The sequence below is a fragment of the Rhodoferax sp. WC2427 genome, from assembly GCF_040822085.1.
In the GTDB taxonomy this organism is placed as follows: Bacteria; Pseudomonadota; Gammaproteobacteria; order Burkholderiales; family Burkholderiaceae_C; genus Rhodoferax_B.
Map to the genome: position 1 here is coordinate 2,629,207 of NZ_CP162006.1, position 26,411 is coordinate 2,655,617.

General features: G+C 65.5%; 17 protein-coding genes and 1 tRNA gene. 10 read left to right on the forward strand and 8 right to left on the reverse strand.

Annotation, left to right across the window (positions count from 1 at the left end; genetic code table 11):
* Window positions 1-146: 146 nt before the first annotated feature.
* The 5 genes from AB3G31_RS12380 (at window position 147) to AB3G31_RS12400 (ending at window position 5,188) form a co-directional block, all read left to right on the forward strand.
* On the forward strand, window positions 147-368 hold the full coding sequence (locus AB3G31_RS12380; protein ID WP_367846390.1) for a glycine zipper 2TM domain-containing protein: 222 nt from the start codon (window positions 147-149) through the stop codon (window positions 366-368).
* 233 nt (window positions 369-601) lie between these two features.
* The gene (tauA, locus tag AB3G31_RS12385) at window positions 602-1,615 is read left to right on the forward strand and encodes a taurine ABC transporter substrate-binding protein (protein ID WP_367846391.1); all 1,014 of its coding nucleotides are present in this window, start codon (window positions 602-604) and stop codon (window positions 1,613-1,615) included.
* A gap of 4 nt (window positions 1,616-1,619) precedes the next feature.
* Entirely contained in the window at window positions 1,620-2,411 is a 792-nt protein-coding gene (locus tag AB3G31_RS12390; protein WP_367846392.1) for a taurine ABC transporter ATP-binding protein, read from the forward strand.
* Window positions 2,408-3,283, forward strand: a complete 876-nt coding sequence (locus AB3G31_RS12395; protein ID WP_367846393.1) for an ABC transporter permease subunit — start codon at window positions 2,408-2,410, stop codon at window positions 3,281-3,283. Before AB3G31_RS12390 ends, AB3G31_RS12395 begins: the two co-directional genes overlap by 4 nt.
* A gap of 345 nt (window positions 3,284-3,628) precedes the next feature.
* Window positions 3,629-5,188, forward strand: coding sequence for a methyl-accepting chemotaxis protein (locus AB3G31_RS12400; RefSeq protein WP_367846394.1), 1,560 nt, complete (start codon window positions 3,629-3,631; stop codon window positions 5,186-5,188).
* A 14-nt stretch (window positions 5,189-5,202) separates the two neighbouring features.
* Here the strand turns inward: AB3G31_RS12400 and AB3G31_RS12405 are convergent, their stop codons facing one another.
* Window positions 5,203-6,840, reverse strand: coding sequence for a methyl-accepting chemotaxis protein (locus tag AB3G31_RS12405; RefSeq protein WP_367846395.1), 1,638 nt, complete (start codon window positions 6,838-6,840; stop codon window positions 5,203-5,205).
* Between the two features lie 268 nt (window positions 6,841-7,108).
* Window positions 7,109-11,143 carry a phosphoribosylformylglycinamidine synthase gene (purL, locus tag AB3G31_RS12410; RefSeq protein WP_367850339.1) on the reverse strand — a complete coding sequence of 1,345 codons (4,035 nt, stop codon included), beginning with the start codon at window positions 11,141-11,143 and terminating at the stop codon, window positions 7,109-7,111.
* A 173-nt stretch (window positions 11,144-11,316) separates the two neighbouring features.
* Between purL and map the strand changes: the two genes are divergently transcribed.
* On the forward strand, window positions 11,317-12,144 hold the full coding sequence (gene map, locus AB3G31_RS12415) for a type I methionyl aminopeptidase (RefSeq protein WP_367846396.1): 828 nt from the start codon (window positions 11,317-11,319) through the stop codon (window positions 12,142-12,144).
* A 17-nt stretch (window positions 12,145-12,161) separates the two neighbouring features.
* On the forward strand, window positions 12,162-14,780 hold the full coding sequence (locus AB3G31_RS12420) for a [protein-PII] uridylyltransferase (RefSeq protein WP_367850340.1): 2,619 nt from the start codon (window positions 12,162-12,164) through the stop codon (window positions 14,778-14,780).
* On the opposite strand, the gene AB3G31_RS12425 is transcribed toward AB3G31_RS12420, so the two are convergent.
* Both AB3G31_RS12425 and AB3G31_RS12430 read right to left on the reverse strand, forming a co-directional pair.
* A complete protein-coding gene (locus AB3G31_RS12425) occupies window positions 14,777-17,164 on the reverse strand; it encodes a DUF3772 domain-containing protein (protein ID WP_367846397.1) in 2,388 nt (795 codons plus the stop codon). The genes AB3G31_RS12420 and AB3G31_RS12425 overlap by 4 nt on opposite strands.
* Before the next feature lie 104 nt (window positions 17,165-17,268).
* Window positions 17,269-17,345, reverse strand: a tRNA-Pro gene (locus AB3G31_RS12430).
* A 105-nt stretch (window positions 17,346-17,450) separates the two neighbouring features.
* Between AB3G31_RS12430 and AB3G31_RS12435 the strand changes: the two genes are divergently transcribed.
* Window positions 17,451-18,083, forward strand: coding sequence for a LysE family translocator (locus tag AB3G31_RS12435; RefSeq protein WP_367846398.1), 633 nt, complete (start codon window positions 17,451-17,453; stop codon window positions 18,081-18,083).
* 48 nt (window positions 18,084-18,131) lie between these two features.
* On the opposite strand, the gene AB3G31_RS12440 is transcribed toward AB3G31_RS12435, so the two are convergent.
* The 3 genes from AB3G31_RS12440 to dinG form a co-directional block, all read right to left on the reverse strand.
* Window positions 18,132-19,184: a S1C family serine protease gene (locus AB3G31_RS12440; RefSeq protein WP_367846399.1), complete on the reverse strand. Its 1,053-nt coding sequence runs from the start codon at window positions 19,182-19,184 to the stop codon at window positions 18,132-18,134.
* A gap of 86 nt (window positions 19,185-19,270) precedes the next feature.
* On the reverse strand, window positions 19,271-20,146 hold the full coding sequence (locus AB3G31_RS12445) for a methylglyoxal synthase (RefSeq protein ID WP_367846400.1): 876 nt from the start codon (window positions 20,144-20,146) through the stop codon (window positions 19,271-19,273).
* 27 nt (window positions 20,147-20,173) lie between these two features.
* The gene (gene dinG, locus AB3G31_RS12450; RefSeq protein ID WP_367846401.1) at window positions 20,174-22,330 is read right to left on the reverse strand and encodes an ATP-dependent DNA helicase DinG; all 2,157 of its coding nucleotides are present in this window, start codon (window positions 22,328-22,330) and stop codon (window positions 20,174-20,176) included.
* A 459-nt stretch (window positions 22,331-22,789) separates the two neighbouring features.
* Here dinG and AB3G31_RS12455 point away from each other — a divergent pair, with 459 nt between their 5' ends.
* Window positions 22,790-24,238: an ABC transporter ATP-binding protein gene (locus AB3G31_RS12455; protein WP_367846402.1), complete on the forward strand. Its 1,449-nt coding sequence runs from the start codon at window positions 22,790-22,792 to the stop codon at window positions 24,236-24,238.
* A gap of 67 nt (window positions 24,239-24,305) precedes the next feature.
* On the opposite strand, the gene AB3G31_RS12460 is transcribed toward AB3G31_RS12455, so the two are convergent.
* Window positions 24,306-25,082 (reverse strand): IclR family transcriptional regulator C-terminal domain-containing protein, encoded by a 777-nt coding sequence (locus AB3G31_RS12460; protein WP_367846403.1) that lies wholly within the window; start codon window positions 25,080-25,082, stop codon window positions 24,306-24,308.
* 124 nt (window positions 25,083-25,206) lie between these two features.
* Here AB3G31_RS12460 and pobA point away from each other — a divergent pair, with 124 nt between their 5' ends.
* Window positions 25,207-26,394, forward strand: coding sequence for a 4-hydroxybenzoate 3-monooxygenase (pobA, locus tag AB3G31_RS12465; RefSeq protein ID WP_367846404.1), 1,188 nt, complete (start codon window positions 25,207-25,209; stop codon window positions 26,392-26,394).
* The last annotated feature ends 17 nt before the right edge of the window (window positions 26,395-26,411 follow it).

Below are 26,411 nucleotides of genomic sequence, written 5' to 3' on the forward strand. Positions count from 1 at the left end.
TAAGTCGATGAAACAGCTAACTGTTAGAGTAAAAAACGATACCGAGGGGTAGGACGGCGACTACATGCAGTAGCGGCCCCGTCTGCTGGCGGCGGCTGGCGGCATTTTTCATACTAGGCCCATCAACCACCCACCAGGACACCACCATGAACTCCGTTCGCAACACCGCCCGCACCGTGACTATCTCTGCCATTGCCGCTGCCCTGCTCGCCCTCAGCGGCTGCGCCGGCATGACGCGCCAGGAAAAGGGCACCGCCACCGGTGCCGTGATCGGCGGCGTCACCGGTAATGTGCTGGGCGGCGGCGTGCTGGGCACTGCCGCTGGCGCCGCCGTCGGCGGCGTGATCGGCCACGAAGTCACCAAGTAAGCCACGGGCCGTGCGGCCCCGGCGGCACGGCTTTACTACCATTTAAATAGCTGCCTGCGCTCTATCCATAAGCGCAGGCAGCCTATTTGGTGGGTATTTTGGGGTTCCACACACGCCTCATTATTCGAATATCGTATGTTGGTATCGTTCTATATCTGCATACCCGTCTAACCCTAAGATTCCGTTCAAGGCCGCCAGTTGCTGCGGCCGAACTGTTTCAAGGAGTTGGACACATGGCATTCGTTAAAAAACTACTGGTTTCCGCAGCGCTGGGCGCATGGGCCCTGGCCGCTACCGTTGGCTACGCAGCCGACAAGAAGGTGGTGGTGGGCTACCAGACCGACGCCCTGCCCTCGTCGGTCGGCATTGCCAATGGCGACTATGCCAAGGCCACCGGCGTTGAGATCGACTTTCGCCGCTTCAATTCGGGTGCGGACATCTTCGCCGCCATCGCCTCGGGCGACGTGCAGATCGGCTACGTGGGCTCCAGCCCCTACGCCGCGGCCACCTCGCGCGGGCTGGATGTAAAAGCGTTTTACGTGGCCTCCATCTCTGGCACCGACGAGGCGCTGGTGGTGCGCAACGGCTCGGGCATCCACACCGTGGCCGACCTCAAGGGCAAGAAGCTGGCCGCCGCGCCCGTGTCCACCGACCACTACCAGTTGCTGGCGCTGATCAAAAGCCAGGGCCTGACCGAAAAAGACGTGCAGGTCTTCACTATTCCGCAGCCCGAAATCGTGGCCGCGTTCAACCGGGGCGATATCGACGGCGGCTTTGTCTGGGACCCGGCGCTGACCGAGCTGAAGAAGACCGGCAAGGTGCTGGTCACCTCCAAGGACGTGGCCGACAAGGGCGCGCCCACCTTTTCCGCCTGGGTGGCCACCGCGGCCTTCGCCAAGGAGCATCCTGAGTTCCTCAAGTCTTTCTCGGGCGTGATCGACAAATATTCCACCTCGTTTGCCACCAACAAGGCGGCTTGGACAGCCGACAGCGACAACACCAAGGCGCTGGCCAAACTGCTGGGCGGCACCTCGGCCGACCAGGCCGCGGCCCTGCAAAACCTGTCGCTGCTGAGCCTGAACACCCAGGCGTCGGACGCCTGGCTGGGCGGCGGCGAAAAATCCGGCGTGGCCCGCATCCTGAAGGAAACCTCGGTGTTCCTGAAGGAGCAAAAGAAGATTTCCGAAGTGCTGCCCAGCTACGCCAGCTTCGTCACCCCCGCCGCCGTGGTGGCCCTGAAGAAATAAGCCCATGCTGCGAGTCGACAACGCCAGCGTATTTTTTGCAGCCCGCGACGGCCGCGCCGTGCAGGCCCTGGACCGGGTGTCGCTGGACATTCCCCCAGGTGGCTTCGTGGTGGCGCTGGGCACCTCCGGCTGCGGCAAATCCACGCTGCTCAACGCCATGGCGGGCTTTTTGCCGCTGTCGGGCGGCTCCATCACGCTGGATGGCCGCCCGGTAGACGGCCCCGGTGCCGACCGCGGCGTGGTGTTCCAGAAGGACACCCTGCTGCCCTGGAAGTCGGTGATCGACAACGTGGCCCTGGGCCTGCAGTTCGCGGGTGTGGGCCGTGCCGAGCGCATTGAGCGTGCGCAGGAGTTGCTGCGCCTGGTGGGCCTGCAGGACTTTGCCGATGCCGCGCCCTACGAGCTCTCGGGTGGCATGCGCCAGCGCGTGGGCCTGGCGCGGGCCCTGGCGCCCAACCCCGATATCCTGCTGATGGACGAGCCTTTTGGCGCACTCGACAGCATGACCCGCGAGCAGATGCAGGAGCTGCTGGTGTCGGTGTGGTCGCGCACCGGCAAGCGGGTGTTTTTCATCACCCATTCCATCGAAGAAGCGCTGTTTCTGGGCACCGAGCTGATCGTGATGTCGCCCCGGCCGGGCCGCATCGTGGCCCGGTTCAACCTGGATTTTGTGCGCACCTACGCCCGCGACGGCGATGCCCGGGCCATCAAGACATCCCCCGCCTTTGCCCAGCTGCGCGAAGAAGTCCGCGCCATCGTGCACCAAACTGAAGCGTTGGAGGAGACCACCGTATGACCGAACTGACCGCTTCCTCCCTGGGCGCTGCGCCGCAGGCCGCAGCCGAAGCCCCAGCGCAGCCCACCGCGCCACGCCTGGTGCAAATGCGCAGCTTTGGCATCGGCGCGCACTCCACCGTCAGCACCAGCCTGGCCACCGGCGCAGCCATTTTGCTGCTGTGGTGGGCGGTGGCGCAGACCGGCGTGGTGCCGCACCTGTTTCTGCCCACCCCGGCCGAGGTGCTGGCGGTGGCGCAGTCGATCTGGGCCGACGGCTATGCCAACGCCACGCTGTGGGAGCATGTGTCGGCCAGCCTGGTGCGCATTCTGTCGGCGGCAGCTATCGCCATAACGCTGGGCATCCCCACCGGCCTGGCCATGGGGCTGAACCGCTGGGCCAAGGGCATTCTGGACACGCCCATCGAGTTCTACTGGCCGCTGCCGCCACTGGCCTACCTGCCGCTGATGGTGATCTGGCTGGGCATTGGCGAAACCTCCAAGATCGTACTGCTGACGCTGGCCATGTTTGCGCCCATCGTGCTGTCGGCCCAGGCCGGTGTGCGCGCGCTGCCGCAAGAGCGGGTGAATGCTGCGTTGTCGCTGGGCGCCAGCCGCTGGCAGCTGTTCACCGCGGTGGTGCTGCCCTCGGCCCTGCCCGAGATCCTCACCGGCATCCGCATCGCGCTGGGCGTGGGCTGGGGCACGCTGGTGGCCGCCGAGCTGATTGCCTCGACGCGCGGCATCGGCTTCATGGTGATGTCGGCATCGCACTTTCTGGCCACCGACGCGGTGTTTGTGGGCATTGCCGTGATCGCCGCCTGCGCCTTTGGGTTCTCCATCGCCATGCGCCTGCTCGAAGGCTGGCTGGTGCCCTGGAAGGGCAAGCACTGAGGTCGGCAGGTTCCCTGCGGTTACTATCAAAAAAATAGCTGCTATCGCTTATGCCATAAGCGATAGCAGCCTTATTTTCTTAAAAATCACACCGTCCCGCGCCCCGGCGGTGTCCCCCTGGCCCCACTAGTAGCGGCAGGGATGTCTGGCGTATTCCTCTAATAGTGCATCAAAGTGTAACTATGGTTTCCCATCCGCGGTTGCCTGGCGGCTATAACCTGCCTGGGTAAATCTTCACCCAACGGGTGCGGATTGCCGCAGAATGGCACGGTTATTGTTACGTTTGTTTACTTTCAAGGCATGGGCCTTTGTCTTTTCACCTCCCGTGCAACCCAGACCACCCCTATGAACCCGCTCAACCGCTTCTCCATCCGTTTTCGCTTGTATTTCAGCACCGCCTTTTCATTGCTGCTGCTGGTCGTCATTGGCCTGGTGGGTTATTGGGCGCTGGACTCCACCCGGGGCACCGTAAAGGTGCTGGTGGAGCAAAAGGTGCAGACCCTGACCGACATGAACGAGCTGCGCATCACCCTGGCCCAGGTGCGCCGCAACGAAAAAGACATCATCATCAGCTTCAACAACGCCGTCGAAGTGGCCGTGCTGCGCGACTCCTGGCAAAAATCGCTGCAAAGCTTTGGCAAGGGGCTGGCCGCCTTGCGCACCGCCCAGGGCAGCGACACCACCTACGTGAAGATGCTGGACACCGCCCAGACCGAGATCAAGGCCTACACCGACGGTATGTCCCCGGTGCTGTCGCAGATCGAGGGCGCGCAGATCGACGGCTCGGTCGGCGGGGCCTACGCCGAGCGGCAAAAGGTCCACGTGGACGCCATCGACAGCCTGTTGCAGCAGGCTGCCACCACCTCGCGCGAAGAAATGCAGGCCGCGCAGGCGGGCATCGACCGCCGCACCCTGGTGCTGTCGGGCATCCAGCTGGGTATTCTGGTGCTGGCCTTGCTGGTGCTGATTCCGCTGACCTTTTTCAGCGTGCGCAGCCTCACCCGCTCACTGGCCCAGGCCTGCAATATCGCCGAAGAAATCGCCCAGGGGCATTTGTTTGTGCCGGTGCAGGCGCAGCAAAACGATGAAATTGGCCAGCTGGTCAACGCCATGGGCCGCATGCAGGACTTTTTGCGGGAGCTGGTGTCACAGGTGCAGTTGGCGGCCCGTACCATCCACGCGTCCAGCACCGAGATCGCCGCGGGCAACCAGGACCTGAGCCACCGCACCGAACACACCGCCGCCAACCTGGAAGAAACCGTGGCCGCCATGGCCGAACTCACCGGCAATGTGCACGAGAGCGCCAGCGCCGCCGTCCAGGCCAACCAGATGGCCCAGTCGGCCGCCGAAGTGGCCACCCGCGGTGGCGAAGTGGTGTCGCAGGTGGTGGTGACCATGCGCGAGATCAACGCCAGCTCCAAGAAGATTGCCGACATCACCAGCGTGATCGACGGCATTGCGTTCCAGACCAATATCCTGGCGCTGAATGCCGCCGTGGAAGCCGCCCGTGCGGGCGAACAAGGCCGGGGCTTTGCGGTGGTGGCCAGTGAAGTGCGCCTGCTGGCCCAACGCTCAGCCCAGGCCGCCAAGGAGATCAGCACCCTGATTGGTACCTCGGTGGCCAAGGCCGACGAAGGCGCCAAGCTGGTGGCCCGCGCAGGCACCACCATGGACGACATCGTGGGCAGCGTGCAACAGGTCACCACCATCATCCGCACCCTGTCCAGCCAGGCCAGCGGCCAAAGCAGCAGCATTGCCCAGATCAGCGAGTCCGTCAGCCAGGTAGACCAGGTGACGCAGCAAAACTCGGCCCTGGTGGAAGAATCCGCCGCCGCGTCGGCATCGCTGCGCGAGCAGGCGGACGCACTGACCGAGGCGGTCAGCCGGTTCCGGCTGGAAGGCTGAATCCTGAGGCCGGTTTAGCGGTAGGCGACCGCCAGGGGCTGCGCCCGGCGGTCCGCCTGTAGCGCCACCGGCGCGGCCGGGTTGGACTCCAGCGTAAATACCGCCACCACCTGCACCAGGTCATCGGCCTGGCTTTTGAGCCCACTGGCAGCTGCGGCCATTTGCTCGACCAGCGCGGCATTTTGCTGGTTGACCAGGTCCATCTGGGCCACGGCCTGCCCCACCTGGGACATGCCGGCGCATTGCGCCGCGCTGGCCACACTGATGCCGCCCATGATGTCGGTCACCCGGCGGATGCTGCCCACCACTTCGGCCATGGTGCCGCCCGCCCGGTCCACCAGCACCACACCCTGCTCCACCCGCTGCACGCTGGCAGAGATCAGCAGCTTGATTTCCTTGGCGGCATCGGCCGAGCGCTGGGCCAGCAGGCGCACTTCGCTGGCCACCACCGCAAAACCCCGGCCTTGTTCGCCCGCACGGGCGGCTTCCACGGCGGCATTCAGCGCCAGGATGTTGGTTTGAAAAGCAATACCGTCGATCACGCTGATGATGTCTGCAATCTTGCGCGACGAATCGTTGATGCCCTGCATGGTCTGGACCACCTGGCCCACCTCGTCCCCCCCGCGAACCGCCACCGTGGATGCCTGCAGGGCCAATTGGTTGGCGGCGCGGGCGCTGTCGGCGTTCTCCTGCACCGTGGCGCCCAGCTCTTCCATCGACGCAGCGGTTTGCGCCAACGCGCTGGCCTGGTTTTCGGTGCGCGCGCTGAGGTCGTGGTTGCCCTGGGCGATCTCCGAACTGGCGGTGGCCACACCGTCGGCACCCTGGCGGATGGACTGCACAATCTGCGTCAGCGAAGCCTGCATGCGGGCCATGGCCGACACCACACTGTGCGCATCACCGTCGCGCGTGGCCACCACGCCGCTCAGGTCGGCATGGCTGATGGCGGTAGCCAGGGCGGCCACTTCAGCAGGCTGCCCGCCCAACTGGCGCAACAGATTGCGGCTGATGAACCAGGCCAGCACGATGGACAACAGAACCGATGCCGCCGCCACACCGGCCAGCACCAGCCGGGCGTGCACCACCGCTTCACGGCCCTGGATCTTGGCCTGCTCGGCCTGGCGCAAATGGCCTTGCCAGAGCTTTTGCACTGCCTGGTAAGCCTTCATGTAGCTTTGCTGGCTGGGGCCATTGAAAAACTCGCTGGCCTCGACCGCGCGCTCCTCTTCTGCACCCGCGGCGGAGTTGGACATCTGGAAAAAAGTGCCGCGCAGGCCATGGTACTGGGCCATGGCGGCCAGCATTTCCTTGTGCAGCACCGGGTCTACCAGGGCCGCGCCGACGGTGTTGTACCGGGCCAAGGCAGCGTCAAAGTCTTTTACCGCAGCCTTGACCACCAGCTCTTCACGGTCTTTGGCGGGCATGTTCAGGGTGGACAGATGCCGGAGTTCGGCAATGCGCACAGCCTGCAACTTGTCATTTGCATCGCCCAGCGCCGTCAGCGCGGGCAAGGTGGTGTCAACCAGCGACTCGAAATCGCCATGGATGGCGAGAATCCGGCTCCACGCGGTCAAAGCCAGCACCAGCACCAACACAACCACCAGCCCAAAGGCCCAGCCCAGTTGCCGACCCACCCGAATTTTGGAAAGCATTTTTGAATACCCCTGTATGCCGTGCGTCTGGGACCCGGCTGTGCCTGCATGAACCTGTCTTACCAACCAGCAGAGGGTATGGAATTAAGATACATAAGCTTACATTTACAGAGGAGAAAATCTCCATACGCTCGCGCCAATAGGTGGTACGAAACCGGCCCCGGGTACACGGGGAATCCCTAGCTACCCAGGTACTCCCAGCGCACCGTCTTCCCCAGCAGTGGAACCTGTGGGTCGAACAGGTCCCAGAAAAATCCGCTGAATCCGCTTACCCCAACCAACGCCGTGCGTTGTGCCAGAGCTGCATCCAGGGGCTGAATTCGCGGTTATCGCCGCTGGTCCAGCTCATTTGCACATTGCGGAACACGCGCTCGGGGTGGGGCATCATGGCGGTGAAGCGACCGTCTGCCGTGGTCACGGCGGTCAGGCCACCGGCGCTGCCGTTGGGGTTGAACGGGTAGGCCTCGGTGGCGGCACCGAAGTTGTCCACGAAGCGCATCGCGGCAATCGCCTGGGACGCGTCACCCCGGTAGGCGAAGTTGGCGTAGCCCTCGCCGTGCGCCACCGCGATGGGCAGGCGGCTGCCCGCCATGCCTTGCAAAAACACGCTCGGCGATTCCAGCACTTCTACCATCGACAGGCGGGCTTCAAAACGCTCGCTGCGGTTGGTGGTGAAGCGCGGCCAGGCCTGTGCGCCGGGGATGATGTCGGCCAGCTCGGCAAACATCTGGCAGCCGTTGCACACGCCCAGGGCCAGGGTGTCCTGGCGGGCGAAGAAGGCTTTGAACTGCGCGGCCAGCACCGGGTTGAAGGTGATGCTGCGCGCCCAGCCTATGCCTGCGCCCAGGGTGTCGCCGTAGCTGAAGCCGCCGCAGGCCACCACGGCCTGGAAGTCTTGCAGCTGGGCACGGCCGGTTTGCAGGTCGGTCATGTGCACGTCAAACGCGTCGAAACCGGCCAGACCGAAGGCGTAGGCCATTTCGGTGTGCGAATTCACGCCCTGCTCGCGCAGCACGGCGACCTTGGGGCGGGTCAGCATCAAAGCCGGTGCCGCTATATCTTCGGTAGCTGCTTGCGCTGATCCGGCAAGCGCCGGAGCACTATTTGGCAAGAAAACGTGCATGCCTGGATCGGCGGCGGCACCGGCGGCGGCGTGCTCGGCATCGGCACCAGCGGGGTTGTCGCGCTGCTGGCAGATCTTCCAGCTCACGCTGTCCCAGACCTGGTGCAGGTCTTCCAGCTTGGCGGTGAACACCGCCTTGGCATCGCGCCAGACCTGTACTTCGCCCACACCCGCCGTGATGGTGCTGCTGGCCGGACGGGTCTTGCCGACGATGTGGCTGTGCTTGGCCAGGCCGTGCGCGCGCAGGGTCTGGATGGCGGCATCGCGGTCGGACGTGCGCACTTGCAACAGCACGCCGAGTTCTTCACTGAACAGGGCCTTGAGCGTGAGCTCTTCGCGGCGCGGGCCGACCTGGCCTGCCCAGTTTTTGCTGTCGCCCACGTCCATGCGGCTGTCGCTGATGCCGTCGCCTTCCGTGACCAGCAGATCGACATTCAAGGCCACGCCGACGTGTCCGGCAAAGGCCATTTCGCAGGCGGCTGCAAACAGGCCGCCGTCGCTGCGGTCGTGGTAGGCCAGCAGTTTGGGCCGCAGTGCGTTGACGGCGTTGACCAGGTTCACCAGGTCTTGCGGGTCGTCCAGGTCGGGTACGGTGTCGCCCACCTGGTTCAGGGTTTGCGCCAGGATGGAGCCGCCCATGCGGTTCTGACCCTTGCCCAGGTCCACCAGGATCAGCGTGGTGTCGTCGGTGGCGTTGAGCTGCGGGGTCAGCGTGCCGCGCACGTCGGCCAGGGTGGCGAAGGCGGTGACGATCAGGCTGACGGGGGATGTGACCTTCTTTTTGTCGTCCGCATCTGTCCACTGCGTGCGCATGGACAGGCTGTCTTTGCCCACGGGGATGGAGATGCCCAGCGCCGGGCAGAGTTCCATACCGACGGCTTTCACCGTGGCGTACAGGGCGGCGTCTTCGCCGGGTTCGCCGCAGGCGGCCATCCAGTTGGCGGAGAGCTTGACGCGCGGCAGGTCGAACGGTGCAGCCAGCAGGTTGGTGATGGCCTCGGCCACGGCCATGCGCCCGGATGCAGGGGCGTTGACTGCGGCCAGCGGCGTGCGCTCGCCCAGGGCCATGGCTTCACCCGCGAAGCCCTGGTAGTCGGCCAGGGTCACGGCGCAGTCGGCCACGGGCACCTGCCAGGGGCCGACCATCTGGTCGCGGTGGCTCATGCCGCCGACGGTGCGGTCGCCGATGGTGATCAGGAATCGCTTGCTGGCCACCGTGGGATGGGCCAGCACGTCGATGGTGGCTTTTTGCAGGCTCACGCCGGTCAGGTCTACCGGCTTGAAGCTGCGCGCCACGGTTTGCACATCGCGGTGCATCTTGGGCGGCTTGCCCAGCAGCACGTTCATGGGCATGTCTACGGGCGTCTCCGCCGTGGCATCGGCCACGATGAGCTGGCGTTCTTCAGTCGCCACACCGACCACCGAGAACGGGCAGCGCTCGCGCTCGCACAGTGCGGTAAACGCCGCCAACGACTCGGGCGCGATGGCCATCACGTAGCGTTCCTGGCTCTCGTTGCACCAGATTTCCTTCGGGCTCATGCCGCTTTCTTCCAGCGGCACGGCGCGCAGGTCAAAGCGCGCGCCCCGGCCTGCGTCATTGGTCAGCTCGGGGAAGGCATTGCTCAAGCCGCCTGCGCCCACGTCGTGGATGGCCAGAATCGGGTTTGCCGCGCCTTGCATCCAGCACTGGTTGATGACTTCCTGCGCCCGGCGTTCGATTTCGGGGTTGCCGCGCTGCACCGAGTCAAAGTCCAGCGAAGCCGCGTTGGCACCCGTGGCCATAGAGCTGGCCGCGCTGCCGCCCATGCCGATGCGCATGCCGGGGCCGCCAAGCTGGATCAGCAGCGAACCGGCGGGAAACTCGATCTTGTGCGTCTGCGTGGCATCAATGGTGCCCAGACCACCGGCCAGCATGATGGGCTTGTGGTAGCCGCGGCGGATGCTGTCCACGTCGGAGGTGACGGTTTGCTCGTATTCGCGGAAGTAGCCCAGCAGGTTGGGCCGGCCGAATTCGTTGTTGAAAGCCGCGCCGCCCAGCGGGCCCTCGGTCATGATGCTCAAGGGGCTGGCAATGTGCTCGGGCTTGCCGATGGACACGTCGCCCTCTTGCGGCCAGAGCTTGGACACCGTGAAACCGGTCAGGCCCGCCTTGGGTTTGGAGCCGCGGCCGGTGGCACCCTCGTCGCGGATCTCGCCGCCCGCGCCGGTGGACGCACCGGGGAATGGCGAGATGGCGGTGGGGTGGTTGTGGGTTTCCACCTTCATCAGCACGTGGTGCAAGGCGCTACTCTTTTCGTAGCTGCTTGCGCTTATGCCATCAGCACCAGAGGCTGATTTGGCCAAGAAACGCTCAATCTCGTAGCCTTCCATGACGGACGCATTGTCCGAGTACGCCACCACGCTGTGCTGCGGTGCCAGCTGGTGGGTGTTGCGGATCATGCCGAACAGGCTCTTGCTTTGTGCCACGCCGTCGATGGTGAACTCGGCATTGAAGATTTTGTGGCGGCAGTGCTCGCTGTTGGCCTGGGCGAACATCATCAGTTCCACGTCGCTGGGGTTGCGCTGCAGCGTGGTGAAGGCCTTGACCAGGTAGTCGATCTCGTCCTCGGCCAGGGCCAGGCCGAATTCGGTGTTGGCCGCCAGCAGTGCGGCACGGCCACCGCCGAGCACGTCCACCTGGGCCAGGGGCGCGGCTTCCAGCGCGGTGAAGAGCTCTTGCGCCTGGCTGCGGTCCAGCATGGCGCTCTCGGTCATGCGGTCGTGCAGCAGGTCGGCCACCTGGGCCAGTTGCGCGGGGGTCAATACGGTTTTGCCCAGCAAGGGCTGCTTGACGGTCAAGCGGTACTCGACGAAGCGCTCGACCCGGCGCACCGCCAGGCCGCAGTTGTGGGCGATGTCAGTGGCCTTGGAGGCCCAGGGCGACACGGTGCCGAAACGCGGCGTGACCACCAGCAGCGGGCCTTCGGTGGGGCCGGCATACGGGTCGCCGTAGGCCAGCAAACCCGCCAGTTGCGCGCGTTCGCCTTCGGCAGGCGCGGCATCACTGGCCACCAGGTGCACAAAGCGTGCGGCCACGCTGGTGATCTTGTCGTGGATGGCTTGCAGCCGGGGCAGAAGTTGCTGAACGCGGAAGTCGCTAAGGGCGTTGCCGCCTTCAAACTGGGAAATATGCAAGGTCACGGTGGCGGCCTGGTTGGGGAAGAATGGGGACTGGGTGGCCCGGTGGTCCAGCGTGCAAACGACCGGTCCGGGCTCAGGTACGGGCAAACCCTAGAGCGCAGAATTTTAACGGCTGCGCGGGCAGCGGCAGCGGGCGCTGCAACCCGGCGCGGCATCTAGGATAATTAGGGGCTATGACTATCACCTACAAAGACGCAGACGGCATCGCAGGCATGCGCGTCGCGGGCCGCCTGGCATCCGAAGTGCTCGACTACCTGACACCCCACGTGGTGCCCGGCGTGACCACCAACCAGCTCGACAAGCTGGCCCATGACTACATCACCCAGGTGCAAGGCGGCATTCCGGCCCCTTTGAACTACACCGGTGGCGGCAACATCCCCTACCCCAAGTCGATCTGCACCTCGGTGAACCACCAGGTGTGCCACGGCATTCCCAACGACAAGCCCCTCAAGAAGGGCGACAGCGTCAACATCGACGTGACCGTCATCAAGGACGGCTGGCACGGTGACACCAGCCGCATGTTCATTGCGGGCGAAGGCAGCATCCTGGCCAAGCGGCTGGCGGCGCTGACCTACGACGCGATGTGGCACGGCATCAAGTTGGTGCGCCCGGGCATCCACCTGGGCGACATCGGCCACGCCATCCAGCGCTTTGCCGAAAGCAATGGCTTCAGCGTGGTGCGCGAGTTTTGCGGCCACGGCATCGGCCGCATCTTCCACGAAGAGCCGCAAGTGCTGCACTATGGCCGCCCCGGCACGCTGGAGGTGCTGAAAACCGGCATGACCTTCACCATCGAGCCGATGATCAACGCCGGGAAAAAAGACATCAAGGAAGGCCCCGAGAAAGACGGTTGGACCATCGTCACCAAAGACCATTCGCTGTCGGCCCAGTGGGAGCACACCATCCTGGTCACCGAGACGGGCTACGAAGTGCTGACGCTGTCGGCGGGCAGCCCGGCCACGCCCGCCTTTGTTCCCGCGCAAGCGACCGCTGCAGCGTGAAGCGCGATGTGGGTCTGATGACCGATGTACCGGCACTGCGGGCCCACTACCTGCATGAGAAGTCACTGCTGCTCCAGGCGGTGCGCGACAGCGGTGCCAGCACCCGGGGCGTACGTACCGCCCTGCAAGACCTGTCGACCCTGACCGACAAGACCCTGCGCGGCCTGTGGGCCATCGCCGGGTTCACCCCGTCGTTTGCGCTAGTGGCGGTGGGCGGATTTGGCCGCGGCGAGCTGTTTCCCAGCTCGGATATCGACGTGCTGCTGATACTGCCCGAAGGTGTGTCGCCCGAAGCCGACCCGGCGCTCAAGGCCCGCATCGAAGACTTCATTGGCAGCTGCTGGGACACCCGGCTGGAAATCGGCTCCAGCGTGCGCACGGTGGAGGAATGCCTGGCCGAGTCGGTGAAAGACGTAACGGTCCAGACCTCGCTGCTCGAATCGCGTCTGGTCACTGGCGACCCCAAGCTGTTCAACCAGTTCCGCAAGCGCCTGTCCGACGCACTCGACCCGCGCGCCTTTTTCGTGGCCAAAACCCTGGAAATGCGCCAGCGCCACAACAAGTTTGAAAACACCCCGTTTTCGCTGGAACCCAACTGCAAGGAGTCGCCCGGTGGCCTGCGCGACCTGCAGATGATTCTGTGGGTGGCCAAAGCCGCCAAGCTGGGCAAGACCTGGGACGAGTTGGTGCGCAGCGGCATTGCCACCCCGCACGAGGCCAAGCAGCTCAAGCGCAACGAGGCCCTGCTGTGCCTGATCCGCGCCCGCCTGCACCTCACCGCGGGCCGCCGCGAAGACCGGCTGGTGTTCGACCTGCAAACTGCCGTGGCCGAGTCGTTTGGCTACACCACGGTGTCCGACGACGATACCGGCCTGCCGGTGCGCTCCAGCGAGGCGCTGATGCGCCGCTACTACTGGACGGCCAAGGCGGTGAGCCAGCTGAACCAGATCGTGCTGCTCAACATCGAAGAGCGGCTCAATCCGTCCACGCATGCTTTGCGCCCCATCAACGAGCGCTTTTTTGAAAAGGCCGGGATGATCGAGGTGGCCAGCGACGACCTGTACACCCGCCATCCGCACGCGATTCTGGAAACCTTTTTGCTGTACGAGACCGCCGGGGGCATCCACGGCCTGTCGGCCCGCACGCTGCGCGCCCTGTACAACGCCCGCGGCCTGATGACGGCCAAGTTCCGCAGCGACCCGGTGAACCGGGCCACCTTTCTGTCGATTCTGCAGGCCCCTTCTGGCATCACCCATGCGCTGCGGCTGATGAACGACACCTCGGTGCTGGGACGCTACCTGTGGGTGTTTAGGCGCATCGTGGGGCAGATGCAGCACGACCTGTTCCACGTCTACACGGTCGACCAGCACATCATGATGGTGCTGCGCAATGTGCGCCGCTTCTTCATGGCCGAGCACGCGCACGAATACCCCTCCTGCTCGCAGCTGGGTGCGGGCTGGGACAAGCCCTGGATCCTGTACGTGGCGGCGCTGTTCCACGATATTGCCAAGGGCCGGGGTGGCGACCATTCCGACCTGGGGGCGCGGGAAGTACGGCGCTTTTGTACCCAGCACGGCATCGGTACCGAAGACAGCCAGTTGATCGAGTTTTTGGTTTCCGAGCACCTGACCATGAGCCGTGTGGCCCAAAAGGCCGACCTCAGCGACCCCAGCGTCATCGCCGATTTCGCCAAACGCATGGGCAACGAGCGCTACCTGACCGCGCTGTACCTGCTGACGGTGGCCGACATCCGCGGCACCAGCCCCAAGGTCTGGAACGCCTGGAAGGGCAAGCTGCTGGAGGACCTGTTCCGCTACACCATCCGGGTGCTGGGGGGCCGCGCGCCCGACCCGGATGCCGAGATCGAAGCCCGCAAGCGCGAGGCGCTGGTGATGCTGGCCCTGCATGCCCAGCCCTTTGAGTCGCACAAGGCGCTGTGGGAAACGCTGGACGTCGGCTACTTCATGCGCCACGACGCGGCAGACATCGCCTGGCACACCCGCCAGTTGTCGCGCCATATCGCCAAAACCCCGGCGGCGCTGCCGGGGGCCGAAAAAGCCATCGTGCGGGCCCGCCTGTCGCCGGTGGGCGAAGGCCTGCAGGTGATGGTCTACACACCCGACCAGCCCGACCTGTTTGCCCGTATCTGCGGCTTTTTTGACCAGGCCGGTTTCAGCATCGTCGACGCCAAGGTGCACACCGCCCGCAATGGCTATGCGCTGGACACCTTCCAGGTGGTCACCGCCATGCTGCCCGAGCACTACCGCGAGCTCACCAGCATGGTCGAGAACGACCTGGACATGACCTTGACCCGCCAGGGCCCGCTGCCGCCGCCCAGCAAGGGTGGCCGGGTGTCGCGCCGGGTCAAGAGCTTCCCCATCGCGCCGCGCGTGGAGCTGCGGCCCGATGAAAAAGCCCAGCGCTGGCTGCTGTTCATCTCGGCCAGCGACCGTGCCGGCCTGCTCTACCTGGTGGCCCGCGTGCTGGCCAAACACAACCTCAGCGTGCAACTGGCCAAGGTGTCCACCCTGGGCGAGCGGGTGGAAGACAGCTTTTTGATCCAGGGCCCGGAGCTGCAGTACAACCGCAACCAGATCGAAATCGAAACCGAGCTGCTGCAGGCGCTGGCGGCTTAAGGATTCACCGGGGAAATGGGGGAGATCGGCGTGGTCGGCTCCGCCACCGCCTCCACCACGGGCACCACCTCGCGCAACACCATGGTGGCGGGGTTGGCCAGCGGCAGCTTGGCCTCGCGCAGGCGCTTGAGCACGTCAAACAGCACGTCACTGCGCACGGCATAGGACAAGCGCGGCGAGCCCACGTAGGCGGTGGCGTTGAACACCAGCTTGCCGTTGTCGATGCCGTCCAGCGACACACTGGGGGCCGGACTGTCCTGTACCTCGGGGTGGTCCTGGAACACCGCCAGCATCAGCGCCCGCACCTGGTCCACCTCGGTGTCCAGCGGCATCGGCAGCTTGATCTGCACCAGGCCCAGGGGGCTGGCATGGGTGATGTTGCGCACGGTCTTGGTGATGAACTCGGAGTTGGGCACGATCACAGTGGAGCGGTCGCTCATCTGGATCTCGGTGGCGCGCACATTGATGCGGCGGATATCGCCCTCTACCGTGCCCAGCACCACCCAGTCGCCCACCTTCACCGGCCGCTCGGCCAGCAAAATCAGGCCCGACACAAAGTTCTGCACCACCGCCTGCAGGCCAAAACCAATCCCCACCGACAAGGCGCTGGCCACCCAGGCCACCCGCTCCAGCCCGATGCCCACGGCCGACAGCGCGAGCGCCACCACCAGCACCCCGCCCGCATAGCCAAACAGCGAGCTGGCCGACATCTGCATGCCGGTGTCCATGGTGGTGGTGGGCAGCAGCTGGTTCACCAGCCACCGCTTGAGCAGGCGCACACACGACAGGCCCACCACCAGAACGACCAGGGCCAGCAGTACCGCGGTGGGACGCACCTGCACCTCGCCAATCGCCAGGCCATCGCTGAACTGGGCAGCCCGGTTCATCAGTTCGGGCGGGCCATCGCCGAAGGGCGACAGTACAGACGTCAGCGCTACCAGCGCCACCAGGGTACGGCCTACGCCCGACACCAGTACGGCCGCCTGGTCGCGCATGCGCCAGACACCAGCGGGCAGGTTGTCGGGGTTGTTGGTGGCCAGCCAGCCCATGCACATATCGTCGATCAGCACCAGCAACAGATACGTGGTGCTGGCCACAATCGCCGTCCAGGCCAGTTGGCGCACCATGAAGCCGCCCAGAGCCACATAGCCCAGCAGCAAGGCCACCACGCTGCCCACCAGCACCAGCCACACCAGGGCCGCCAGCACGCTGAGCCACAGCGGGCGCGGCGGCACCCGGTCGGCGTCGGGGCCGCGGTCGAGTTGGCGGCGCAGGCGCTCGCCCCGGCCTACCGCAATCACCATGCTCAGACCCAGCACCAGGGCCAGAATGCAATTCAGGGCCACCGTGGTCGCCAGGCTGGCGTTGACCAGGGCGTACAAACGCTCCACCAGCCAGCCCGCCGTGGTGACGGTGGCAAACACCAGCGGAAACCAGGCCAGCCCGGCGGCCACCGCGTCTGGCAAGGCGGGCAGACGCCAACTGTGCCGGTCTGACGCCAGCAGCGCGCGCCCCAGGCCCACCACATAGCCACCAAAGCAGGCCAGGCCCAGGCTGCGCACCAGCAAGCCATGCGGCAGCGGCGACAGGTCACCGCGCCACTCCAGCCCGCTGCGCACGACCACCGCCACCAGACCCCAGGCCAGCACCGACAACACAATGCGCACCACCGCAAACAGCGAGCGCCGCAGGCGGCCATGCGGTATGCGGGTGGTGGCAATATGCAGCAGCAAGGCTTCGGCTTTGCGGCGCAGCAAGGACAGCAGCACCAAGGCCGCCGCCATGCCGACCCATACGCCGACCGATGCCGCGCGCAGGGCCTGCAGCAACTCTGCAGCCAACGCCCCCAGCCGGCCCGCATCGGCCGCATAGTTATCGCGCAGCTCGCTCCAGAACGCCGGGGCCAGGATCGAGGCGGTGCGGTGGCCCAGCTCGGTCTGGAATTGGGCGCGGCGCTGCACCGAGATCTGGTCGGCCAGCTGCCCGGCCTCCACCGCCACCAGGCCCGCCAGTTTCACCTGGGCATCCAGCGCGTTGCTGCTTTTATCGAGCTGGCCGCGCAGTGTGGCGATGTCGGGGGTTTCCTTTTTGTCGGCGGGTGGCACGCCCAGCTCGGCCAGGCGGGCCTGCACGCTGGTGCGCTTGGGCTCCAGGGCATCGGCCATCGCTTGGGCCTGCGCCTGTGCCGCCAGGGCGCTGCTGCGCCAGGCCAGCAAATCCGCCTCCGGGTCGGGGTTGGCCAGGTTCTTCTGCATGGTCTCGACCTGCTTGCGCAACTGGTCCAGCGTGACCTCGGGGTCTGCATCCGGCGCTTGTGCCCGCAGCGGCAAGGCCCCCAGCAGCAGCGCCAAAAGAACCAAGGTAAAAATGGCCCTGGCGCTCATGGATAGAGCACGGGCAGCTCTCAAATGCATAGTATTCAACCCCAAGTTAAGGAACGAAAAAAAGCCACCAGGAGAAACCTCTTGGTGGCTTTATCTTCATTCAATGGTCGGGGCGAAAGGATTCGAACCTTCGACCCTCTGGTCCCAAACCAGATGCGCTACCAGGCTGCGCTACGCCCCGACAAGCCTCGTATTCTACAACGACTTTTCAGGGGTTCCGGGCAGGTCGCCGATTAATTCGCAAATTGCTTGAATTACCATCAGGGCTCCACTTCCCTACCGTCCCATGACACTTTCTACCTACCTCCTGTACCTGGCCGCTGTTTCCGTGCTGGTGCTGTCGCCCGGCCCCACCATGCTGATGTGCATTACCCGCGCCCTGCAGCACGGCTGGGCACGCGGCATTGTCTCGGGCCTGGGCAGCGTGACGGCGGCGCTGGGCATCATGCTGCTGTCGGCCCTGGGGCTGGGCGCGGTGCTGGCGGCCTCCGAGACGGCGTTTACCGTGCTCAAGGTGGTGGGTGCGGCGTATCTGATCTACCTGGGTGTCAAAACCTGGCGCAGCCCGGCGGTGGCCTTTAACCCCGCCCGCGGCGACGCTGCCGCCCTGCCCTCGCTGCGCGTCTGCTATGGCCAAGGCCTGATGGTGGGGGCCAGCAACCCCAAGGCGCTGCTGTTCTTTGCTGCGTTCTTCCCCCAGTTTTTGGACCCGGCGGCTGCCTGGGGCCCGCAAATGGGCATCCTGGCCGCCACCTTCATGGCAATGGAAATGTCGGTGCTGACGCTGTGCTCGCTGGGCACGGCCCGCATTGCCCCGTTTTTGGCCTCCAGCGCGCACGTGCGCTGGATCAACCGGGTGTGCGGTGGCCTGTTTGCCGCCATGGGTGGCATCCTCCTGACCGTACGCCGCCACGCCTGAACTATCAATTCAATAGCTGCTCACGCTTATTTCATAAGCACGAGAAGCCTAAATCCCTGCAGGTTTGCGCATGGTGCTCATACGGTCCACGGCCTTGAGCACGATGGTCTTGATATCGGCACCCTGCAGCACGGTGAGTTCGATGTCCACCTCGGCCTGGGTGTGGTCCCATAGCTTTTTGTAGAAGCCCTCCAGCGTGCTGACCTTGGCACCGTCCACGGCCAGCACCACGTCCCCCGGCTCCAGGCCCGCCAGCGCAGCCGGGCTTTCCTTGCTGACACGCACAATCTGCACCCGCCCGGCCTGCTCGCTGGATGTCAAACCCACCCAGGGCCGGTGGCTTTGCTGGCTGCTGCCCTTGGTTTGCAGCTCCGCCAGAATGGGCTTGAGCAAATCTACCGGCACAAACATGTTGCCAGCGATGCGCGGGCTGCGCCCCAGGGCATCGCCCACCAGCAGGCTGCCAATGCCCATGAGCTCGCCGCGCTGGTTGAACACCGCCGCACCCGAATGGTTGCCCACCGGCGGGCTGGTGAAGATGGCGCTGTCGATGTGGTACTCCCAATAGCCGGAAAACGCCCGTTGGCTGACCACCTGGACCATGTTCACGTCGGCGTCTTCACCACCGGGTTGGGGGCCGGAGGACACCATCAGCGGCTCGCCCGTGTGCAACTCCTGCAGGCTGCCCAGCTTGACCGGCTGGATGCCACGCAGGGGCAGAATCGGCCGGACCAGACCAAAGCCGGTGGCCAGGTCGTAGGCCACGGCCTGGGCGGGCAGGGTTTTGTTGTCCTGGGTGACGACCTCGATGTTCTGTGCCTCCACCACCAGGTAGCCGATGGTCAAAATCAGACCGTCCGGCCCGATCACCACGCCCGAGCCGCTGCGCCGCTGGCCCAGGGTTTCGGCCGAGCGTGCGTCTTCGTCCACACTCACCCGCACGCCCACCACGGCGGCATTGGCTTTGGCGAGGGCATCAATGGTCGCCTGGGGCGCAGGCGCAGCCGTAGACGCCGCCAGCGCCAGGTAGGCAGCGCCCCAAAAAGCCCACAAGCCCACTCCCAGGGAGCGCAGACTGCAACGGGATATACAGGTTTGCATGGTGAACTCCTGGCGCAGGCGGGACGCCCTTTGGTCAAGAATGCGCCTATTTCAAACCGTACACAACAGCGGGGCTATTGGCGGGTTCAGCCCGTCACTTTGCCCAAGGCTTCGGCCCAGCGCCAGGCCATGGCGGGCGAATTCATGCAGGTGGTGCGCTCGCTGGCGCTGCAGACAGCGCGCTCCATCAGCTGGATGTCGGCCTCGTGCTGGCGGGCCACGTGCGGATCTTCGAAAAAGATCACTTTGTGGCAGGTGCCGTCGAGTACGCGCTCGGCAATCTGGGCGTCGCCACCCAGCGGGCCGCTGCGGTAGGGCGTGACCCAGGGCGTGCCGGCGGGCCAACCCCGGCTCCAGGCCATCTCGTTGAGCAGACCGCCGGTGGTGCCGGTGGCCACCCGCTCGGCAAAGCGCGACAACAAGTCAAAATGGGTGCCCGCAAATTCCACCATCTGGGCCTTCAGGGCGTCGTGGGCGATCAATGCCACCACCTGCCCGGGCATGGCCTGCAGCAGCGCCGCGCCAGGGGCCTGGGCGGCTTCCAGCCCGGCGTGCAGACTTTCCACCTTCAGCCACTCCAAGGCCGCGGCCTCGGTGGCCATGAAGGGTTTGCCGTGGATCACGCACTGGCGCTTCAAGGCCTGCGCCTCGGGGAACAGCGAGGACGGATCGACCGGGTCGATCAGAAAAATCACCCCGTCCAGCGCCTGCCCCGGCTGCACGCCCCCCACGATGTGCGACACCAGCCGGGTGAGGCCGCCCGAATGCCCGTTCGGGTAGCGCACCAGCCCCGGAAAGTTCGCCAGCAGGCCGTAGCGCTCCACCGCATCAAAAGTGCCGCCCACAGCATGCAGGCCGAGCCGGAGCGCGCGCACGGCGGGTTCGGCGGCCTGCAGCCAGCGCAGCAAGCTGCTGTCCGAGCCCTGGCGGTGCAGGCGGTGGGCGATGAGTCCAAAGCGCATGGTGTCTCCTCCGGTATTTTTTGTAATTTACGCCAACACGCGCCCTTGGGCATCCAGGCGCTTGCGCGCAAACGGCGGCAGGCCTTGCAGCAGGCGCTGGCCGTAGCTGGTGTCGCTCAAACGGCGGTCGTAGCAGTAGACGAACGATTTGTCGGTCTCGGTGCGGATGGCGCGGCCAGCCCATTGCGCCAGCTTGATGGCGGTGGCGGGCACCACCAGTTCGCTGAACGGGTCGCGGCCCACGCCGCGCAGCCATTCGGCCCGCGATTCGCCCACCGGGTCGTCGGGCGAGGCAAACGGCAGTTTGGCGATGAACACGGTTTCGCACAGCTGGCCGGGCAGGTCCAGGCCTTCGCCAAAGCTTTGCATGCCGAAGATGATGGACACCTCGCCCGCGCCCACCCGCTCGCGGTGCTGCTGCATCAGGCGGATGCGCGGCAGGTCGCCCTGCACCAGCACCTGGGGGCGCAGCGCGTCGGGCAGGGCCAGGACCGCCTGGCGCATCTGGTCGCGCGAGGTGAACAGGCACAGCGCGCCGTGCCGCACCTGGGCCAGGTCGCGCACCAGGGCCAGCACCATCTCGGCCACAAAGGCGCTGGCGTTGCGCGGGTCGGCCAGGGTTTGCACGGTGACGAACTGGCCCTGGGTGGCGTAGTCGAAGGGGCTGACCACTTCCAGCGTGGTGGTGGCCTCGTCGTCTTTCAGCCCGGTTTCCTTCAAAAAGAAATCGAACTCGCCGCAGCTGGTGAGCGTGGCCGATGTCACCACCGCCGCCCGCACGTTCGCCCACAGCTGGTGGCGCAGGGTGGAGCCCGGCAGGATGGGGCTGGCGCAGGCCTTGATCTGCACCCGACCATCGGTCTCGGCCAGGGTGAACCATTTGGCCACCGGGGCCCGGGGCGGCTCGGATTCCTGCAGCAGCAACTGGGCCGTAGCGTGCACCGACTCCAGCCGCGGCGACAGCATGCCCAGCTGGGCGTACAGCACCGACAGGCGGCGCGCCTCGTTGGGCGCGTCTTTCATCTCGGCGCGCAGGGCCTTGGCGATGTCGTTGAGCACGCCCAGAAAGCTCTCGGCCATCACGCTGACCATGCCCAGCGGCTCCACCAGCGCGGGCGGCAGCTCGCCCTTGGGCAGGCGCACCCGGGCCGGGCCGAAGGCGCTGGGCGGCTCGCGCAGGGCGTCGGCGTACAGCGTGGCCACGGTTTTGGCGATGTCTTCCAGGGTCTGCTTGAGTTGCGAGGCGTAGCGGCCCACGTCGGCCACCTCGGACACACCCATCAGGCTGCCGATGCGCTTGGCGCGGCCCGCCAGGGTGTCGATCCAGCCCAGGCGGCTCAGGTCCATGGCGGTGGAGAATTTATCCAGCGCCACGGCGGGCAGGTGGTGGCCTTCGTCCAGGATCAGCAGGCAGTTGTCCAGCTCCGGCAGGGTGCGCGTGCCCAAAGTGGACAGCAGCAGGTCGTGGTTGGCCACAATCACCTGCGCGCCGACCAGCTCCTTGCGCTTTTCAAAATAGGTGCAGCCATTGAAGGCCGGGCAGTGCTTGCCGGTGCAGCTGCTGGCCTCGGCGGCGATGGGCTGCCAGATGTCGGCATCGGGCTGCTGGGCCAGGTTGTCGCGGTCGCCGTCCCAGGCGGCGGTCGACAGGTCGCGGGCCAGGCTGGCGTACTGCAGCATGCGGGCTTCTTCGTCGTGGCGCACAAAACTGGCGGCGGCCAGCTCGTCGGCAAACATGTCGTCGTCGTCCGCCCCGCCCTCCCCGGCCAGGCGCGACAGCTTGAGCTTGCACACATAGCGCCCGCGCCCCTTGGCCAGGCCGAAGCGAAACGGCTCGTCCATCAGGGCCGCCAGCGCAGGCAGGTCCTTGGTGACCAGCTGCTCTTGCAAAGCCACGGTGGCGGTGGAGATCAGCACCCGCGTCTTGCGCGCCAGGGCCACGGCGATGGCCGGGGCGCAGTAGGCCAGCGACTTGCCCACGCCGGTCCCCGCCTGGATGACAGCGATGGAGCGCAGCGGGGTGTCGTCTTCGTTCTCCATCTTGCCCAGCGTGGCTTCGCTGAAGGTCTGCGCCACCCGCTGGGCCATCAGCCGCTGGCCGGGACGGCTGCGGAAGTCGCCCGCGGCGCTGACGACTTTGTCGAACGCGGCAAGGGCAGATTGGGCGGTGTGTTCGGGGGACATGGGCTGGGCGCAAGAGACTGGATGGGCTTACAGTTTAACGGAGCGCACCGATTTATAAGAAATACGGCCCCTGCGCTGATGGAACCAGCGCAAGCAGCTACTAAAAAAGTAGCAGGCAGAAAAAAACCCGCCGGGGCGGGTTCTTTTCTAAGTTCGCTGAAGAATTACTTCTTAGCTGGCTTTTTGCTGTGTTTTTTCTTGGACATGGTGTTCTTTCGCGGGTGGAAAAATAAAACGTCTGGCATTCAATTCACATTTACCTGCAGACACCTCTAGAACGTGGCGCTGACACTCTGGTTGACAGGTTTTCAAAACTTAACATCCCGCACCAGCACCTTCTCCTTCTATTGGGTGGGCATTCTACGGCTGCAACGCGGCACCCACGTGGCGGATGCCGTCTTTACAAAGTCATTACACAGCCCGGCCGGTGCCAGAGGGCGGGTACCATCGCCCTCCTCTATGCACCGCCCCCACACCCCTTACCGCCACCATGACTTCCTGCGTTTTCTGGCTTGCCGCCCCTTCGTGTGGATGCTGCTGTGCCTGGTGGCCGAGGCCGGGCTGGCCGCCTGCACCACCTGGCTGATCATCGAGGCCGGGCGCGACATGGTGGACAAGGTGTTTCTGGTGTCCGACTTTGCCTGGATCGTGGGCGTGCAGTCGGCCTCGTACATCGTGGGTGCCAGCAGCTGGATCTTTGCCGAGCGCGCCGGGTTTGGCGCGTTTGGCCGCTACATGCTGCGCTTTGCCCGCGACAACCAGGGCCAGGCCGCACTGCTGGGCGACAAGCAGCAGCGCGAACTGGCCGAGCCGTTTTTGACCAACGAGGCCTTCCACATCTTCTTCGAGCTGGTCTACGAACTGGAGGCCGACCTGAAACTGCTGTTCGGCCTGCTGTTCAACGCCGCCGTGCTGGGCGTGGCCATCGACGCGGGCCTGCCCATCGTCTACGCCGCCGTGTTTGCCGTGCTGCTGCTGCTGCAGTGGCTGGTGCGCAAGCCGGTGGCCGCCGCCTACCTGGCCCACCAGCGCAGCACCAACCGCATGACGGCCCACACCTACAGCGCCTGGGAAAACATCTTCAGCGGCAACCGCTACAACTTCCGGCTCTGGCACAGCGGCTTCAAAACCCGGCTGCGCGACGCGCTGGCAGCGCAGATCAAGGCGATTCTGGCCCGCGAGGGGCTGGCCACCGTCAACGGCATCGTCTCGCTGGTGGCCTTGTTTGCCTACCTGGCCTGGGTGGCGGGCGAGAACGTGGGCAACACCAGCCTGCTGGTGGCCCTGGCCGCCACGCTGCCGCGGCAAATCTCGCTGTCTGGCGACATGCACGGCCTGGCTTCGGGCTGGAACGACCTGGCCGCCGTGTGGACGCGCATCGGCGGTGCCTGCAACGCCATGCGGCCCGCGCCGGATGCGGGTTTTGTGCAGCGCATTGGCTTTGACCGCCTGCACCTGCAGTGGGCGACGGGCGACAGCGCCCGCTGCGACAACCTGGATGCTGCGCTGGCGGTGCTGGCTGCCCGCCCCTGTGGTTGGCTGCAGGTGCGCGGCGGCAACGGCTCGGGCAAGTCCACCCTGCTGGCCGCGTTGAAAACCCGCCTCGGCCACCAGGCCTTCTACTGGCCCACGCACGACAAACTGGCGTTTGCCTTTGCCGCCGGGCTGCCTTCGGACGATGGAGACGACGAGGATGAAGACGGCGACGCCCCCGCCGCCAACGGCTTCTCGTCCGGCGAGCGGCAACTGCGGGCGCTGCAGGAAATTGCCCAGACAACCCAGGCCCGCGTCTACCTGCTGGACGAATGGGATGCCAACCTGGATGCCCGTAACCGCGCAGCCGCCGAAGCCCTGGTGCAGCAGCTCGCCACCCGGGCGGTGGTGGTGGAGATTTCGCACCGCGGCTGAAAACGCCAAAGCTACATTTTTAGTAGCTGCTTACGCCGATAGAATGGGCGTGAGAGGCACTTTTTACCTACAACAAAGGCCGCAGCTCCCGCGCCGCCTCCAGCAGCAGCGGCAGCAGGTCCCGGCGCAACACCTCCTGCTCCAGCCGCTGCGGCGTGGTCACCACGTTCAGGGCGGCAACCGTCTTGCCCTGCAGGTTGCGCAGGGGAATGGCCAGGGCGTGCACGCCGAGTTCGTGCTCTTCACTGGCCACACAGAAGTCGTCGGCGCGCGCTTGGGCGATCTTGGCGCGAAAGGCCTTGGGGTCGGTGGTGGTGTGGGCGGTCAGGCGCGGCACGGTGCGGTTTTTCATCCAGGCGTTGAAGGCCAGCCGGGGCTCGTTGGCCAGCAGCACCCGGCCGGTCGAGGTGGCATGGGCGGGCAGGCGTGCGCCCAGGTGCAGGCCGTAGGCGAGCACGCGCAAGGGCCCGCCGCTGCGGTCGTTGCCACTGCGGGCCACGATGACCACCTCGTCGCCGTCGCGCACCACCGCTGAAAACGACTCCAGCGTCTGCGCCGCCAGCCGGTTCAGCGTGGGCTGCAGCACCCGCGGCAGCTGGGCCGATGCCAGGTAGCTGCCCGAAAAGCGCAACACCTTGGCCGCCAGCCAGAAGTAACTGCCGTCGGTATCCAGGTAGCCCAGGTGCGCCAGCGTCAGCAGGTGGCGGCGGGCTGCGGCACGGGTCAGCCCGGCGCGCTGGGCGGCCAGGGTGGCGTTGAGGCGCTGGCGTTCGGTGTCAAAACTCTCCAGCACCGCCATGCCCTTGGCCATGCCTTCGATTAAATCGGCTTTCTGAATGGCCATTGAAACCCCATCATTGCGCGGTGATCGCACATTGAGGCCGATCATCGCACAGAAGCGTGTTGGACGACTGGCAAATGGAGGCGCTGAAACTTAAGCTTGTAAGCATCAATTTCAGGAGACAAAAATGCGTACCCAGGTTGCCATCATCGGTGCAGGCCCATCCGGCTTGCTGCTCGGCCAGTTGCTGCACAAAGCCGGCATCGCCAACATCATCATCGAGCGGCAAAGCCCCGAATACGTGCTGGGCCGCATCCGCGCCGGCATTCTGGAGCAGACCACGGTGGACATGCTGCATGCGGCGGGCATCGGCGAGCGCATCCAGGCCGAGGGTGTGGTGCACCACAGCATCGAGCTGGTGTTTTCGGGCATACGCCATGCCATCGACGTGCACGGCCTCACGGGCGGCAAGGTGGTTACCGCCTACGGGCAGACCGAAGTGACACGCGATCTGATGGATGCCCGCAGCGCCGCCGGCCTGACCACGGTGTACCAGGCCGCCGAGGTCAGCGTGCACGACTTTGACAGCGCCACGCCACGCGTGCGGTTCCAGAAGGACGGGCAAAACTTCGAGCTGGAGTGCGACTTCATTGCCGGGTGTGACGGCTTCCACGGGGTCTGCCGTGCCAGCGTGCCCGAGGGTGCCGTCACCGAGTACGAGAAGGTGTATCCGTTTGGCTGGCTGGGCGTGCTGGCCGACGTGCCACCGGTGTCGCCCCACTCCATCGTCTACGGCAACAGCGAGCGCGGGTTTTCGCTGTGCTCGATGCGCAGCCTGTCGCGCAGCCGCTATTACGTGCAGTGCCCGGTGGACGACAAGGTGGAAGCCTGGAGCGACCAGCGCTTCTGGGACGAGCTGCGCAGCCGCCTCGACCCCGAGCTGGCCGAGCGCATCGTCACCGGCCCCACGCTGGAGAAAAGCATTGCCCCGCTGCGCAGCTTTGTGGCCGAGCCGATGCGCTTTGGCCGCATGTTTCTGGCCGGGGATGCCGCCCACATCGTGCCGCCCACCGGGGCCAAAGGCCTGAACCTGGCGGCCAGCGATGTGAAATACCTCTCAAACGCACTGATCGAGTTCTACACCGAGAAAAGTGCGGCAGGCATCGACACCTACTCGCAGCGCGCCCTGGCCCGCATCTGGAAGGCCGAGCGCTTCTCGTGGTGGCTGACGACGCTGATGCACAAATTCCCCGACACCGGCCCATTTGGCCAGCGCATGCAGGAGGCCGAGCTGGAGTACCTGGTGAATTCCACCGCGGCATCTACGGTACTGGCAGAAAATTACGTCGGACTGCCACTCTATACAGGCGGGTAAAAGAATGTAACCAACCG

Excerpts from the sequence above, each read along its gene's own strand:
- AB3G31_RS12380 (WP_367846390.1), top strand. The coding sequence starts at position 147 with ATGAACTCCGTTCGCAACACCGCCCGCACCGTGACTATCTCTGCCATT.
- tauA (WP_367846391.1), top strand. The coding sequence starts at position 602 with ATGGCATTCGTTAAAAAACTACTGGTTTCCGCAGCGCTGGGCGCATGG.
- AB3G31_RS12390 (WP_367846392.1), top strand. The coding sequence starts at position 1,620 with ATGCTGCGAGTCGACAACGCCAGCGTATTTTTTGCAGCCCGCGACGGC.
- AB3G31_RS12395 (WP_367846393.1), top strand. The coding sequence starts at position 2,408 with ATGACCGAACTGACCGCTTCCTCCCTGGGCGCTGCGCCGCAGGCCGCA.
- AB3G31_RS12400 (WP_367846394.1), top strand. The coding sequence starts at position 3,629 with ATGAACCCGCTCAACCGCTTCTCCATCCGTTTTCGCTTGTATTTCAGC.
- AB3G31_RS12405 (WP_367846395.1), bottom strand. The coding sequence starts at position 6,840 with ATGCTTTCCAAAATTCGGGTGGGTCGGCAACTGGGCTGGGCCTTTGGG.
- map (WP_367846396.1), top strand. The coding sequence starts at position 11,317 with ATGACTATCACCTACAAAGACGCAGACGGCATCGCAGGCATGCGCGTC.
- AB3G31_RS12420 (WP_367850340.1), top strand. The coding sequence starts at position 12,162 with ATGACCGATGTACCGGCACTGCGGGCCCACTACCTGCATGAGAAGTCA.
- AB3G31_RS12425 (WP_367846397.1), bottom strand. The coding sequence starts at position 17,164 with ATGAGCGCCAGGGCCATTTTTACCTTGGTTCTTTTGGCGCTGCTGCTG.
- AB3G31_RS12435 (WP_367846398.1), top strand. The coding sequence starts at position 17,451 with ATGACACTTTCTACCTACCTCCTGTACCTGGCCGCTGTTTCCGTGCTG.
- AB3G31_RS12440 (WP_367846399.1), bottom strand. The coding sequence starts at position 19,184 with ATGCAAACCTGTATATCCCGTTGCAGTCTGCGCTCCCTGGGAGTGGGC.
- AB3G31_RS12445 (WP_367846400.1), bottom strand. The coding sequence starts at position 20,146 with ATGCGCTTTGGACTCATCGCCCACCGCCTGCACCGCCAGGGCTCGGAC.
- dinG (WP_367846401.1), bottom strand. The coding sequence starts at position 22,330 with ATGTCCCCCGAACACACCGCCCAATCTGCCCTTGCCGCGTTCGACAAA.
- AB3G31_RS12455 (WP_367846402.1), top strand. The coding sequence starts at position 22,790 with ATGCACCGCCCCCACACCCCTTACCGCCACCATGACTTCCTGCGTTTT.
- AB3G31_RS12460 (WP_367846403.1), bottom strand. The coding sequence starts at position 25,082 with ATGGCCATTCAGAAAGCCGATTTAATCGAAGGCATGGCCAAGGGCATG.
- pobA (WP_367846404.1), top strand. The coding sequence starts at position 25,207 with ATGCGTACCCAGGTTGCCATCATCGGTGCAGGCCCATCCGGCTTGCTG.